13 protein-coding genes are annotated in these 13,196 nt (G+C 64.5%); 6 read left to right on the plus strand and 7 right to left on the minus strand.

The window, feature by feature from the left end; genetic code table 11:
* Window positions 1-9 precede the first annotated feature (9 nt).
* Window positions 10-1,491, minus strand: a complete 1,482-nt coding sequence (locus tag VGN93_RS22530) for an NAD-dependent succinate-semialdehyde dehydrogenase (protein ID WP_327509239.1) — start codon at window positions 1,489-1,491, stop codon at window positions 10-12.
* Window positions 1,492-1,586: 95 nt separating this feature from the next.
* On the minus strand, window positions 1,587-2,864 hold the full coding sequence (locus VGN93_RS22535) for a 4-aminobutyrate--2-oxoglutarate transaminase (RefSeq protein WP_319314159.1): 1,278 nt from the start codon (window positions 2,862-2,864) through the stop codon (window positions 1,587-1,589).
* A 201-nt stretch (window positions 2,865-3,065) separates the two neighbouring features.
* Between VGN93_RS22535 and VGN93_RS22540 the strand changes: the two genes are divergently transcribed.
* From VGN93_RS22540 to VGN93_RS22560, 5 genes are all read left to right on the plus strand, one after another.
* A complete protein-coding gene (locus tag VGN93_RS22540) occupies window positions 3,066-3,881 on the plus strand; it encodes a MerR family transcriptional regulator (protein ID WP_327509240.1) in 816 nt (271 codons plus the stop codon).
* 197 nt (window positions 3,882-4,078) lie between these two features.
* A complete protein-coding gene (locus VGN93_RS22545; protein WP_327509241.1) occupies window positions 4,079-4,927 on the plus strand; it encodes a MetQ/NlpA family lipoprotein in 849 nt (282 codons plus the stop codon).
* Window positions 4,928-5,009: 82 nt separating this feature from the next.
* Window positions 5,010-6,080 carry a methionine ABC transporter ATP-binding protein gene (locus tag VGN93_RS22550; RefSeq protein WP_327509242.1) on the plus strand — a complete coding sequence of 357 codons (1,071 nt, stop codon included), beginning with the start codon at window positions 5,010-5,012 and terminating at the stop codon, window positions 6,078-6,080.
* Window positions 6,061-6,717, plus strand: coding sequence for a methionine ABC transporter permease (locus tag VGN93_RS22555; protein WP_327509243.1), 657 nt, complete (start codon window positions 6,061-6,063; stop codon window positions 6,715-6,717). The genes VGN93_RS22550 and VGN93_RS22555 overlap by 20 nt, the downstream gene beginning before the upstream one ends.
* 168 nt (window positions 6,718-6,885) lie before the next feature.
* On the plus strand, window positions 6,886-7,521 hold the full coding sequence (locus VGN93_RS22560; protein ID WP_327509244.1) for an RBBP9/YdeN family alpha/beta hydrolase: 636 nt from the start codon (window positions 6,886-6,888) through the stop codon (window positions 7,519-7,521).
* A 15-nt stretch (window positions 7,522-7,536) separates the two neighbouring features.
* On the opposite strand, the gene VGN93_RS22565 is transcribed toward VGN93_RS22560, so the two are convergent.
* From VGN93_RS22565 to tauA, 3 genes are all read right to left on the minus strand, one after another.
* On the minus strand, window positions 7,537-8,379 hold the full coding sequence (locus VGN93_RS22565) for an ABC transporter permease subunit (protein WP_327509245.1): 843 nt from the start codon (window positions 8,377-8,379) through the stop codon (window positions 7,537-7,539).
* Window positions 8,376-9,182: an ABC transporter ATP-binding protein gene (locus tag VGN93_RS22570; protein WP_327509246.1), complete on the minus strand. Its 807-nt coding sequence runs from the start codon at window positions 9,180-9,182 to the stop codon at window positions 8,376-8,378. The genes VGN93_RS22565 and VGN93_RS22570 overlap by 4 nt, the downstream gene beginning before the upstream one ends.
* A gap of 94 nt (window positions 9,183-9,276) precedes the next feature.
* Window positions 9,277-10,281 carry a taurine ABC transporter substrate-binding protein gene (gene tauA / locus VGN93_RS22575; RefSeq protein ID WP_327509247.1) on the minus strand — a complete coding sequence of 335 codons (1,005 nt, stop codon included), beginning with the start codon at window positions 10,279-10,281 and terminating at the stop codon, window positions 9,277-9,279.
* Window positions 10,282-10,756: 475 nt separating this feature from the next.
* On the opposite strand from tauA, the gene VGN93_RS22580 reads away from it, so the two are divergent.
* Window positions 10,757-11,221, plus strand: coding sequence for an Rrf2 family transcriptional regulator (locus tag VGN93_RS22580; RefSeq protein WP_327509248.1), 465 nt, complete (start codon window positions 10,757-10,759; stop codon window positions 11,219-11,221).
* Window positions 11,222-11,250: 29 nt separating this feature from the next.
* On the opposite strand, the gene VGN93_RS22585 is transcribed toward VGN93_RS22580, so the two are convergent.
* Together VGN93_RS22585 and VGN93_RS22590 are read right to left on the minus strand one after the other, a co-directional pair.
* Window positions 11,251-12,336 (minus strand): hypothetical protein, encoded by a 1,086-nt coding sequence (locus tag VGN93_RS22585; RefSeq protein ID WP_327509249.1) that lies wholly within the window; start codon window positions 12,334-12,336, stop codon window positions 11,251-11,253.
* 182 nt (window positions 12,337-12,518) lie between these two features.
* Complete coding sequence (locus VGN93_RS22590) at window positions 12,519-13,115, minus strand: GNAT family N-acetyltransferase (RefSeq protein WP_327509250.1); 597 nt, start codon at window positions 13,113-13,115, stop codon at window positions 12,519-12,521.
* Between the last annotated feature and the right edge of the window lie 81 nt (window positions 13,116-13,196).

Genomic DNA, 13,196 nt, shown 5'->3' on the forward strand with positions numbered 1-13,196 from the left:
CAAAAAATGTCAGGCGACGTCGCCCATGCAGACGTATTTCATCTCCAGATAGTCGTCCGCGCCGTGCGCGGAGCCTTCGCGGCCGAGGCCGGACTGCTTGATGCCGCCGAAGGGGGCGGCTTCGGAGGAGATGATGCCGGTGTTGACGCCGACCATGCCGTATTCCAGCGCTTCCGTCACCTGCCAGACCTTCTTCAGATCGCCGGCAAAGAAGTAGGCTGCCAGGCCGAATTCAGTGTCGTTCGCCTGCGCGATGACGTCCTCGACCGTATCGAAGCGGAAGAGCGGCGCGACCGGGCCAAACGTCTCTTCCCGTGCGACCGTCATGCCGCGGGAAACACCCTTGAGCACGGTCGGCTCGAAGAACGTACCCTGACCCGCAACGCGCTTGCCGCCGGCAACCACCGTGGCGCCCTTCGACACAGCGTCGGCAATGTGTGCCTCGACCTTCTCGATGGCCGCTTCCTCGATCAGCGGGCCGATCGTGATGCCCTTGTCGAAACCGTTGCCGACGGAAAGCTCGGCGACCTTCTTCGCCAGCTTGTCGGCAAAGGCATCATAGACGTTCGACTGCACGTAGATGCGGTTGGCACAGACGCAGGTCTGGCCGGCATTGCGGTATTTCGAGGCCATTGCGCCTTCGACGGCAGCGTCCAGGTTCGCATCGTCGAAGACGATGAAGGGCGCGTTTCCACCGAGTTCCAGGCTCACCTTCTTGATCTGGTCGGAGCACTGGCGCATCAGGATACGGCCGACTTCCGTCGAGCCCGTGAAGGAGATCTTGCGGACCTTCGGATTGAAGCAAAGCTCCTTGCCGATGGCTGGACCGTCCGTGCCGAGGATGACGTTGAAGACGCCGGCCGGAAGGCCGGCCTTTTCGGCGAGCACGGCCAGCGCGATCGCCGAAAGCGGCGTCTGCTCGGCGGGCTTTGAGACGACCGTGCAGCCGACGGCAAGCGCAGGCGCCACCTTGCGGGCGATCATCGCGGCCGGAAAGTTCCACGGCGTGATCGTGCCGACGACACCGACCGGCTGCTTGATGACCAGCATGCGCTTGTCGACGGAGGGGGCGGGGATCGTCTCGCCGTTGATGCGCTTGGCTTCTTCCGCATACCACTCGACATAGGAGGCGGCATAGAGGATCTCGCCCCTGGCTTCCGGCAGCGGCTTGCCCATTTCGGCGGTCAGGATCGCAGCCAGTTCGTCCGCATTGGCGACGATCAGGTCGAACCATTTGCGCAGCAGGACGCTGCGGTCCTTGGCCGGGCGGGCGGCCCAGACCTGCTGCGCCTTATAGGCGGCATCGATCGCGGCAGAAGTCTCGGTCGCGCCCATTTCAGGCAGCGTCGCGAGCTTTTCGCCGGTCGCGGGGTTGAAGACGTCGAAGGTCTCGGCGCCGTTGCCGCCGATCCAGTTGCCGTTGACATATCCTGCATCGCGCAGGAAGTCGGTCGACTTTAGGTGCTTCGTGAGCGCATCGTAGAAGGCCATGATTTCGTTCCTTTCGGACGTGGAAGGTCGTTCACCCGGAGCAGAGGCTCCGGGTGTTTCCTTGGGAGGATGTATTCAGTGTTGGGCGTCGCCGATCAGGCGGCGCGGGCTTCCACCATCGCGGCTTCGAGGATATCGAGCGCCTCGGCAAAAACCTCGTCCTGGATGGTGATCGGTGCCAGGAAGCGGATGACGTTGCCGTGCACGCCGCAGGTGAGCAGGATCAGGCCCTTTTCGAGGGCTTTCAGGCGCACCTTGTTGGCGAAATCGGCGCTCGGCAGCTTGGTCGAAACATCGTTGAACTCGACGGCGTTCATGAAGCCGGGACCACGGATATCGACGATTTCCGGAACCTTGTCCTGCAGCGAGGCAAGGCGCTGCTTCAGGCGGGCGCCGAGGTTTTCGGCACGGTTGCAGAGGTCCTCGTCCTTGATGACGTCGAGCACGGCATGCGCCGCCGCAACGCCGATCGGGCTGCCGGCATAGGTGCCGCCGAGGCCGCCCGGGCCGGGGGCGTCCATGATTTCCGCGCGGCCGGTGACGGCTGCGATCGGGAAGCCGCCGCCGAGGCCCTTGGCCATCGTCGTGATGTCGGCCACCACGCCGTAGTGTTCCATGGCGAAGAGCTTGCCGGTACGGGCAAAGCCGGTCTGCACCTCATCGGCGATCAAGAGAATGCCGTGCTGGTCGCAGATCTCGCGCAGCGCCTTCATGAAGGCGACCGGAACCGGATAGAAGCCGCCTTCGCCCTGTACCGGCTCGATGATGATCGCGGCAACGCGGTTCGGATCGACATCGGCCGCAAACAGCTTCTTCAGCACGCCGAGCGACTGCTCGACGGTCGTGCCGTGCATCTCGACCGGGAAGGGGGCATGGAAGACGTCGGCCGGCATGGCGCCGAAGCCGACCTTGTAGGGCACGACCTTGCCGGTCAGCGCCATGCCCATGAAAGTACGGCCATGGAAACCACCGGAAAAGGCGATGACGGCCTGGCGCCCGGTGGCGGCGCGGGCGATCTTGACGGCATTCTCGACGGCTTCGGCACCGGTGGTGACAAAGATCGTCTTCTTGGCGAAGTTGCCGGGGGTGATGGCGTTCAGGCGCTCGGCAAGCTCGACATAGTTTTCGTAAGGCACGACCTGGTGGCAGGTGTGGGTGAAACGGTCGAGCTGGTTCTTGACGGCCTCGATGACGCGCGGATGGCGGTGGCCGGTGTTGACGACGGCAATGCCGGCGGCGAAATCGATATAGCGATTGCCCTCCTTGTCCCAGATCTCCGCATTCTCCGCACGGTCGGCGTAGATCTGCGTGGTCATGCCGACACCGCGCGAAATGGCGGCGTTCTTGCGGTCTGTGAGGGCTGTTCCGGTCATGGCGCTATCCTGGATCTGGAGGCTTCAATTAATAACTTGCATTTTTTCTGCAAGTCTCAAGTGGAATTCCTACATTTTTTCTGCAAGAATGCAACGGTCATTTTAAGACGGGTATGCGACGGATTTTCAGGGGTACGAAGATCGGATGCAGTCCGTCGGGAATGCTATAAGAAACTATAACCAGAATCAGGGATTGGCGCGATGGGTTCGGAAGAACCGGTGCACTACAAGGTGGCGGAGGCCGCGCGGCTTGCCGGCGTTTCCGCGTCCACGCTCAGGCTTTGGGAAACGCAGGGCCTCGTCGTGCCGGGACGCTCGGAGACCGGCCACCGTCAATATAGCGGCGACGACGTCGCCCGGCTGAAACGTATCGCCTGGTACAGGACGGAGCGCGGCCTGAACCCCGCCGCCATTCGCGAGGCGCTGGAGGCGGAAGACCCAGCAGGCGAGACCACGGTCTCCGAAGGCGATGCGCCACAGGGCGTCGGCCGCAAGCTGCGCAGCCTGCGCCATGCCACGGGCAAGACGCTGGAGCAGGTCGCGGGCGACATCGGCATTGCGACATCGGTGCTCTCCACCTTCGAGCGCACCTCGCAGGGCGTGACATTCCGCGTGCTGCACGATCTCGCGGCCTATTACGACACGACCGTCTCGAAACTCTCCGGCGAAGAGGAGGAGGCCAACCGGTCGGTCGTGCGGGCAGGGGAGTGGAAGTTCTGGCCGGAAACCTCACCGGGCGTCACCGTGCAGGTACTGGCGGACGGGCGCAACATGATGGATTGCCACCGCTTCGTGCTCGCCCCCGGTGCCTCCAGCGACGGTGCCTACAAACACGAGGGCGAGGAATTCGTGCACGTGCTTTCCGGCCGCGTCGAAATGGTGCTCGACGGCCATGAATTCCACGACCTCGGCCCCGGCGACAGCCTCTATTTCGAAAGCTGCCGCCGCCACGCCTGGCGCAACCGCCATGACGGCGAGACGGTGCTGATCTGGATCAACACCCCGCCGACCTTTTAGAGCCCCGGCGTTTTATATAGTTCACAAATTCAGTAGAAAATATTTTCCGCCATGCTTCGATATCAGAGAGCGAAAGTTCCCGTCCGGCCTGCCCAATAAACCGCCATTCGTTGTCTACAAAAGCGGCATTTGCGATTTTAGGGGTAGAAACAACGTTGTTTCGCAGTCGATCCTCCCAATCGCGAAAGCAGGCCAGCATGTCCAAAATCAGCAAGAAACTTCTCGAAAACGCGCTTTTCTCCCGCCGCTCCGCCCTTGCGGCGCTCGCGGTGGCAGCCGTCGCCGTCTCCACCTTCTCCATCGCCGCGCCTGCCTTCGCCGAAGACAAGAAGGACCTGAAGGTCGGCATCATCTCCGGTGAGGACGAGGATGTCTGGCGCGTCGTCGTTGCCGAGGCGGCCAAGAAGGGCCTGACCATCGAGACGGTCGTCTTCAACGACTATACCCAGCCGAACGAGGCGCTCGCCCGCGGCGAGATCGACGCCAACGCCTTCCAGCACCTGCCCTATCTGGAAAACCAGATCCAGCAGCACGGTTATAAGATCGTGCCCGCCGGCTACACGGCGGTCTGGCCGATCGGCCTTTATTCCAAAAAGCATACCAAGATCGCGGAATTGCCGGACGGCGCGGTCGTCGGCGTGCCGAACGATCCGTCGAACGAGGGCCGGGCGCTGCGCGTGCTGCAGAACGAAGGCCTGATCAAGCTGAAGGACGGCACCGGCATTCTCGCCACTATCGCCGACATCTCGGAAAACCCGAAGAAGCTGGAGATCAAGGAACTCGACGCCGGCATCGTCGGACGCTCGGTCGATGACCTGGATGCGGCGATCGTCAACACCGACTGGGCGCTGAAGAGCGGCCTCACCCCGGAAAACCGCATCGCGCAGGAGCCGGTCGCCGACAACCCGTACCGCAACTTCATCGCGGTTCGCGAGGAATCGAAGGACGAGCCCTGGGTCAAGCCGCTGGTTGAGGCCTATCAGAACGACGTCGTGAAGGCCGAGTTCGACCGCGTCTACAAGGGCACGGGCATCAGCGCCTACTAAGACATTCGACAACCAGCAGAGACAGCCCGCGATGCGCTCAGCCGCCGCGGGCTGTCTTTCCGTTTCCGGAAGGGAACCGCGCATGAACAAACATGTGACAGGCAAGCCGGCGCAGACCGCGGCCAGCGAAGAAGACGTCATCCGCCTGTCGGACGTCCGCCGCCGTTTTGGCGCGACGCCGGCGCTGGACGGCGTTTCGCTCGATGTGCGCCGCGGCGAGATCCTCGGCATCATCGGGCGCAGCGGCGCCGGCAAGTCGACGCTCATCCGGTGCTTGAACGGCCTTGAACGGCCGGACAGCGGGACGATCGAGATCGAGGGCCGCGAGATCACCGGCCTCAGCGAAGCCGAGCTTCAGCCGCTGCGCCGCCGCATCGGCATGATCTTCCAGCATTTCAACCTGCTCTCCGCCAAGACGGTGGAGGAGAATGTCGCGCTGCCCCTGAAGATCGAGGGCTGGGCGAAGGCCAAGCGTCTCGCCCGCGCCGCCGAACTGCTCGACCTTGTCGGCCTGACCGGCAAGGCGAAGGCCTATCCCTCGGAACTCTCCGGCGGCCAGAAGCAGCGCGTCGGCATTGCCCGGGCACTCGCCGCAAGCCCGGCGCTGCTGCTCTCCGACGAAGCGACCTCCGCGCTCGACCCGGAAACGACGCGCTCGATCCTCGCGCTGCTCAAGGACATCAACCGCAAGCTCGGCCTCACCATCCTGCTCATCACCCATGAGATGGAAGTGGTTCGAAATATCGCCGACCGCGTCACCGTGCTCGATGCCGGCCGCATCGTGGAGGAAGGCCCCGTCTGGCAGGTGTTTTCACGCCCGCAGGCGGAGACGACGAAAAGCCTGCTCAGCGGCATCCGCCCGCAACTGCCCGCCCATATCGCGCAAAGCCTCACGGCGGATATTGCAGGCGAGGCCATTCTCAGCCTCGACATTGCCGGCCCCGCCGCCACCGGCCCGCTGTTCCAGAAGCTGTCGGAGGAATTTCCGGGCGGCTATCGCCTGATCCATGGCGGCGTCGATCATATCCAGGAACAGGCCGTCGGCCGTTTCTTCATCGCGGTGCCGGCGGATGCCAGCGCGCGCCTCGTTTCGTTTGCAGAGCGCCTCGGCGCACAGGTGGAGGTCCTCGGCCATGTCGCCGATCATGCTTGAGCTTCTCGTCCGCTCGCTCTGGGAAACGGTCGTTATGACCGCCGCGTCCGGCGTCATCTCGCTCGCCTTCGGCCTGCCGCTCGGCCTGGCGCTGGTGGCAACCGCGCGCGGCGGCATTGCGGAAACCCTCTGGACCAACCGCCTGCTCGGCGCCATCGTCAACGGCTTCCGCTCCGTGCCCTTCATCATCCTGCTCGTGGCCCTCATCCCCGTCACGCGCCTCATCGTCGGCACGTCGATCGGCACCTGGGCGGCGATCGTGCCGCTGTCGATCGCCGCCACACCCTATTATGCGCGCATCGCGGAAGTGTCGCTGCGCGAGGTGGACCGCGGGCTGATCGAGGCCGTGCGCGCCATGGGCGGCAACCGCTGGACGATCGTGCGCGAAGTGCTGATCCCCGAGGCGCTGCCGGGCATCGTCGCGGGCTTCACCGTGACGCTCGTGACGCTGATCGGCGCTTCCGCGATGGCGGGCGCCATCGGTGCCGGCGGTCTTGGCGACCTCGCGATCCGCTACGGCTATCAGCGCTTCGAGACGACGGTCATGGTGGCGGTCGTCGCCGTGCTCATCGTGCTCGTCTGCGGCATCCAGTGGCTCGGCGACCGGCTCGTCGCACGCCTCGACCATCGCGGCTGAAAGAGCCGAAAGGCATCGGGCGCATTTGCCGCCCGATGCTTCGCATCATCGCCATGATGCAAAGAAATTTTATGGATTTTGAAGAGTTTAGCAGCGGTTTTCTTATCATTCGGCGTTGTGTCGCGCATCCTTCCGGACAGATCCGGTTTGCGAAGGAAGGCCGCCGCCATGCCGTCACTCGATATCCCCGTAGACACGCTGATCCTGCCGGGCCTCAACGGTTCCGCGAACGACCATTGGCAGCGCCATTGGGCGCGCGACAATCCTGAAAGCCGCGTCGTCGAGCAATTCGACTGGAACTGCCCGGACCGGCAGAGCTGGCTTGTGCAACTGGAACGGCAGGTCGACATGATCGGCAAGGACATCTGGCTCGTCGGCCACAGCCTCGGTTGCGTGCTGGCGGCGCATTTCGCCGAAAGCCCGCTTTCCTCGCGCATCCGCGGCGCGCTGCTCGTGGCCCCCTGCGATCTCGACACGACGGAAACCCTGCACCCCTGCGTGGTCCGCTTCGGCGCCATGCCGGCAAAACGCCTGCCGTTTCCCTCGCTCGTCGTCGGCAGCCTCAACGATCCCTATATGCCGGTCGACCGGTTGCGCCAGAGCGCCAGGGCCTGGGGCAGCGATCTCGTCGATATCGGCAATGCCGGCCATATCAACATCGCGAGCGGCTTCGGCCGCTGGACGGCGGGTTATGACTTTTTGGAACTGCTGAAGGCGCGGGCGGAGCGCGCTCCCTTCGCCGCAACACCGGACGGCCGCCTGTTCACGGCGGCCGTCGCGAGCATGGGGCTGGCGCTCAACTGAGCGCCGGCATCGCACTCAGCGGTGCGAGGCCCAGGGAACCAGGCGGCGCTCGATCAGCCGCGCGATGAATTCCAGCAGGATGGCGATCAGCGCGATAACGATGATGCCGGCAATCACAATGTCGGTGACGAGGAATTGCGCCGCCGACTGGATCATGAAGCCGATGCCGCTCGTCGCCGCCACCAGTTCCGCGGCGACCAGCGTCGTCCAGCCCGCACCGAGCGCGATGCGGATGCCGGTGAGGATCGAGGGCACGGCGCTCGGCAGCACGACTTCCGTCAGCACCTGCCGCTTGCTGGCGCCGAGCGAGCGGGCCGCGTTGACATGGTCCTTCGAGACCCCGCGAACGCCCGCTGAGGTCGACAGGATGATCGAGGGCAGCATGGAGAGCGCGATCACCGTGATCTTCGACGCCTCGCCGATGCCGACCCAGATGATGACGAGCGGCAGGTAGGCGAGCGGCGGCAGCGGGCGCAGGAATTCGACGATCGGATCGAGGATGCCACGGCCGAGCCGGCTCGTGCCGATGGCGATGCCGGCGGGAATGCCGATCAGGATGGAGGCGATGAGCGCGCCAAAAATGCGGTAGAGGCTGGCGCCGACATGTTCGGCCAGGGTCGAATCGACGAAGCCGGTGACGACGAGGTTATAGAGAGCGATGACGACCTGCCGCGGCGAGGGCAGGAAGACGGGCGAGACCAGCGCATAGGCGGAGGCGAGGCCCCACAGCCCGATGATCGCAGCAACGGTGATGGTCGAAATGACGGCGATCGGCACGGGACGTGCCGCGCGGGGGAGGGCGGCCTCGATGGTCTCGACCGGCTGCGGCAGGGGTTCGATTTCGGTGGAGAGCGTCATGCGGCCAACTCCTCGTCGGTGGTGGACTGGATGAGGCCGTTGAGCCCGGCATGCATGCGCTTGAAGAGCGGCGAGGCCTTGACGGTGGCGACCGGCGTGCCACCCAGCACCTCCGCATTGAAGCCGGCCTCGATCTCCGCCGTCAGGCGCCCCGGATTGGGCGACAGCACGACGACGCGCGTGCCGAGCAGCAGCGCCTCCTCGATCGAATGGGTGATGAGCAGGGCGCCCGCACCGCTTTCCGCCTTGATGCGCAGCAGGAAGGCCTGCATGCGCGTGCGGGTCAGCGCATCGAGCGCGCCGAGCGGTTCGTCGAGCAGCAGGAAGCGCGGCTCGGCGGCGAGCGCCCGGGCAATGCCCACACGCTGGCGCATACCGCCGGACAGTTCCCAGATGCGCCTGTCGCCGGCATCCGCAAGGCCGACGCGTTCGAGAAGCTGCTGGGCCTTCTCGCGCCGTTCGGCAAGCGGAACGCCCCTGAGCTTGAAGGAAAGCGCGATGTTGTCGCGCGCGTCGAGCCAGGGGTAGAGCGCATCGTCCTGGAAGACCACGGCCCGGTCGGCATTCGGCCCCTTGATGGGCACGCCGTCGACGGTGATGGAGCCGGAGGTCGGTTCCAGAAACCCGGCGGCGAGGTTGAGCAGGCTCGTCTTGCCGGAGCCGGAACGCCCGATGATGGCGACCAGCTCGTCCGAGGCGACCTGCAGGTTGATGCCGTCCAGGACGAGCTTTTCAGCGGTGCCGCCCCGTCCTGCCCTCGGCGGATAACGCAGCGAAACGTTGCGGAATGTCAGGATGCTCATGGAACCTCCGGGAGTGTCTTGGCCTATCTGCCGGCGATGGCCCGGCAGCGCTTTCGCACCGCCGAGCCACCTCCGCCGCAGGATTTGTCGCCGATCAGTAGGACAGTTTCGTCGCGTCCGTGACCCAGCGCGTGGAGACATAAGGCTTGTAGTCGGAGAGCGCCGACGGGATCTTGCCCTGTTCCAGCAGGAAGGCCGAAGTATCGGCCACGGCCTTTACCGTGCCGCCACCGAGCAGCGCCTCGCCGGCCTGCTCTTCCAGCGTCGGGAAGACGTAGCCCTTGAGAAGCGCCGGCACCTCGTCCTGCTTGGCGCCGGTCAGCCGCGCAATCTTCTCGGCTTCCGGCGAGGTGGCGTTCCAGGCGTCAGGGTTGGCGCGATAGGCGGCGGCCGCATCGCCCGTCACCTTCACGAAGGCCGTCACGACGTCCGGATGCTCTTCCGCGAATTTCTTGCTGACGATCCAGGCGTCGAAGGTCGGGCCGCCCCAATCGGCGACATCCTTCGAGGTCGCAAGCACCGTGCCGCTCTTCTTCAGCTGCGCCAGAACCGGGTCCCAGACATAGGCGCCGTCGATATCGCCGCGTTCCCAGGCGGCCGCGATTTCCGGCGGACGCAGGTTGAGGATCTCGACCGACTTCGGATCGACCTTCCAGTGCTTCAGCGCCGTCAGCAGGCTGTAATGGGCGGTGGAGACGAAGGGTGTGGCGATCTTCTTGCCGGCAAGGTCTTCCGGCCTGTCGATCGACTTCACGGCGAGCGCTTCCGCCTCGCTGATCAGGCCGACGATGTAGATCAGCTCGATCGGCAGTTCGCGGCTGGAGGCGGCGGCCAGCGGCGAGGAGCCGACATAGCCGATATCGAGCGAGCCGGAGGCGATGGCTGCGATCACGTCGGCGCCGCCGTCGAATTTCTGCCAGTTGATCTTGGCGCCGGTCACCTTCTCATAGGTGCCGTCCGCCTGCGGCACGCGGGACGGCTCAACGATCGGCTGGTAGCCGATGTTGAGCGTCACCTCCTGGGCATAGGCGGTGCCGAACGACGCGGCCATGGCAAGGGCGGCGGTCGCGGCAAGCAGGGTTCTGCGGTTGATGGTCATGGTCCTCTCCTCAAATTGCCGTTGCCGCGGTCTGTCGCGGGCCGGTAATTCAGGCTATCCATTCCATAAATTTAGTAGAGAAATATTTGCCTCAATTTACCGGTCTTGCCGCAATTGGTTTTGCGTTTTTCCGCGGTTCGGCTGGAACGGAGCGCCGGGCGCAAAATAATGGCGGGCAGAAGAAATACCGATTGTCGCGAAAAATGATGCGAAATGGGCACGCCGGGGCCAAAAATCGGCATAAGGGGTTGACGGAGAATGCCAATTTCCATGGTGTTATGCTCATAAATAAATTATATTGTTTTTATATGTTTTTCGCACTCCGGTGCCAAGAATGAGCCAGAATCACCCGTCACAAGGTGAGCCGATCGATCTTCCCGAGGACGACGGATGGAAACAGCGGGACGCGGCGTGCGCGTCCGCGCTGCCGGGCATATCCGGGTAATGCACACATGCTGATGGAAAGCAGGCTGAAATGCTGACGAAAAAGGGAAAATACGGACTGAAGGCCCTGGTGGATCTCGCACGGCTGGAGCCGGGCCAAACCGCTTTCGTCAGCGAGATCGCGCTTCGAAACAACATTCCGAAAAAGTTCCTCGACACGATTCTGCTGGAACTGCGCAATGCCGGCATGCTGCGCTCCAAGAAGGGGCCGGGCGGCGGCTATTCGCTCTCCCATCCGGCCTCCGAAATCCGAATCGGCCACGCCATCCGCGTGCTCGACGGGCCCTTGGCGCCCATCCGCTGCGCGAGCCGCACCGCCTATGAGGCCTGCGAGGATTGTGCCGATCCGGAAACCTGTCAGGTCCGCCGCGCCATGACGGACGTGCGCGACGCCATCGCCGCCATTCTCGATACGATGACGCTCGAACAGTTCGTCGCCGTGCCCGGCGCTGCCGCGATGATCGACGACGAAGAGCTGGAAAAGCGGGTCGGCTGAAGCCGTACCCGCAAATCCTCGCAAAAAACCTAGTTTTCCTCGTTCTCCGGGTGGCGGTGCGCCTCGCGGCGCAGCTTACCGCTTTGCCTCAGCGCCTCGGCGAGATGCGGCGGCAGGCCTTCAGGCTGCGTCCCGCCTCCAGCCGCTCGAACATGGTCGGCAGCCTCCTGCGCCACGGCGCGAGCCGCAGTGGCGGCGAGGAAGGCGTTCGTCCTGTGCTGATCCGCAATCCCGATCTGCGCCGCATCTATGGCGCGCCCCGCCTCCGCGACCATGGCCTGCGCGGCGGCGAGGCGGGCGGTAAGCAGGCCGGCCTCGAAAACATCGCCGTCCGCTTTGTCCAGGACACGGCCGAGCGCCCGCTGGCCCGCGCCCAATTGCCGTGCCGCTCCGAGAAGCAGGCCGAGCGAATGCGGAACCGCTACCTCGCCGGGCGCGTGCAGCAGGGCATCGCCATCGACCAGCACGTCCTTGAACAATACATGTTCGGCCGATTGCGGCGCGCCGTTGGCCGGCTCGCAACTGTTGGCGACATAGTGCAGGCCGTCGATGCGCGTCGGCAGCAGCAGGCTTGCGGCCTTGCCGCCGTCGTTGCGGGTCGGCACGAGCAGCCAGTCGGCATGGCGGGTGCAGGGCGTACAGAGCGCTTCGCCGCTGAGCCGCCAGGCAAGGCCGCTCGCGGCCAGCGGCAGCGTTTCGGCTTCGTCGCCATTGCGCCGGGGGACGGCGCGGGCGAGCCGCGCGCCCGAAAGCGCCGCCGAGAAAACCCCGCTACGATGGCCGTCCGTGCCATGGCTGCGAAGCTCTTCGAGCACGACGAAATGGGCGGCAAGGATTTCGCCCAGCGTCGCGGATTGCGCTGACGCCACGGCGCAGACATCCGCCAGAACCGTATTGGAAACGTCGATGCCGCCATACTCCGTCGGCACGGAAATGCCGAACAGGCCCGAGCGGGACAGAAGGTCGAGGCGGGCTTCCGCCGTTGCCAGCGTGCCGCCCGCAGCGGCACTGAAAATGCCGGCAATCGTGCCGACGACGGTCAACGCCTCGTCCTCGGTGCTGATGACGGCGGCGGTTCGCGTTGGGCGGTCGAGTGCTGACGAGATCATACCCATGTCGTCTCTCCTTGCGGATGCCGTTTCAGGCGCACAGGCTTAACCGGGCAAAAAGATCACATTCTATAGAGATTGTATAGAAAGATTTTATGCCATCGGATCGAGGAAACCACCTTCACGCTACCACGAAGATCCGACGATTGCCTCGTGAAACCGTCCGGCCCATCGCGCTTCCGATAAGCTCAGCTGGCCGAAGACAGCCCCAGCCGCATCAACGGCCGCCGCGGGGATCGACGCGCGACCTCTGAAAATCCAAGTTCTTCGAACACCGAAGCGACGCCCACGAACCCTTCACCCCACATGAGGGGCTTTTCCGTCTCGATGGCGCAGGCATCGACGGCGAGCGCATCGTTTTCTCGTGCAAACGCGACCGCAGCGCCGGCAAGCCGCTTCATGAGTCCCTGGCGGCGAAAGCCCGTGCGGATGAAAAAGCAGGTAATGGCATAGACCCGCGCCGGGTCCGGTTCGGCTGCATCGTCGGTGGGCCGCGAGGATTTTGCGCCATTAAAACGCGGCGACGCAAGCCGGGGGCCGACGGCGCACCAGCCGACAGCCTTTCCGTCACTATAGGCGAACAGACCCGGCGGCGGCCCGGCCTCCACCATGGCGCGGAACACATCTTTCCGATCGGCCCTGTCCATCGCCTTGTAGTCGGCGCCGCTGAGCCGGGGCCACATACACCAGCATCCGGAATTCGCGCCACGCTGCGGCCCGAAAAGCTCTTCCAGATCGGCCCACCGGTCGGCGGTCATTGGGTGGATATCGAAGGTCTCGGGCATTTCGCTTTCCCGCCATGGGCGTCTCGAATGCCGAAAGTCTATGACCGATCGCCCGCACCTTCAACCATCCGCGGCGAAAGG

Origin of the sequence: Shinella sp., from assembly GCF_035998705.1 — a bacterium.
Taxonomy (GTDB): Bacteria; Pseudomonadota; Alphaproteobacteria; order Rhizobiales; family Rhizobiaceae; genus Shinella.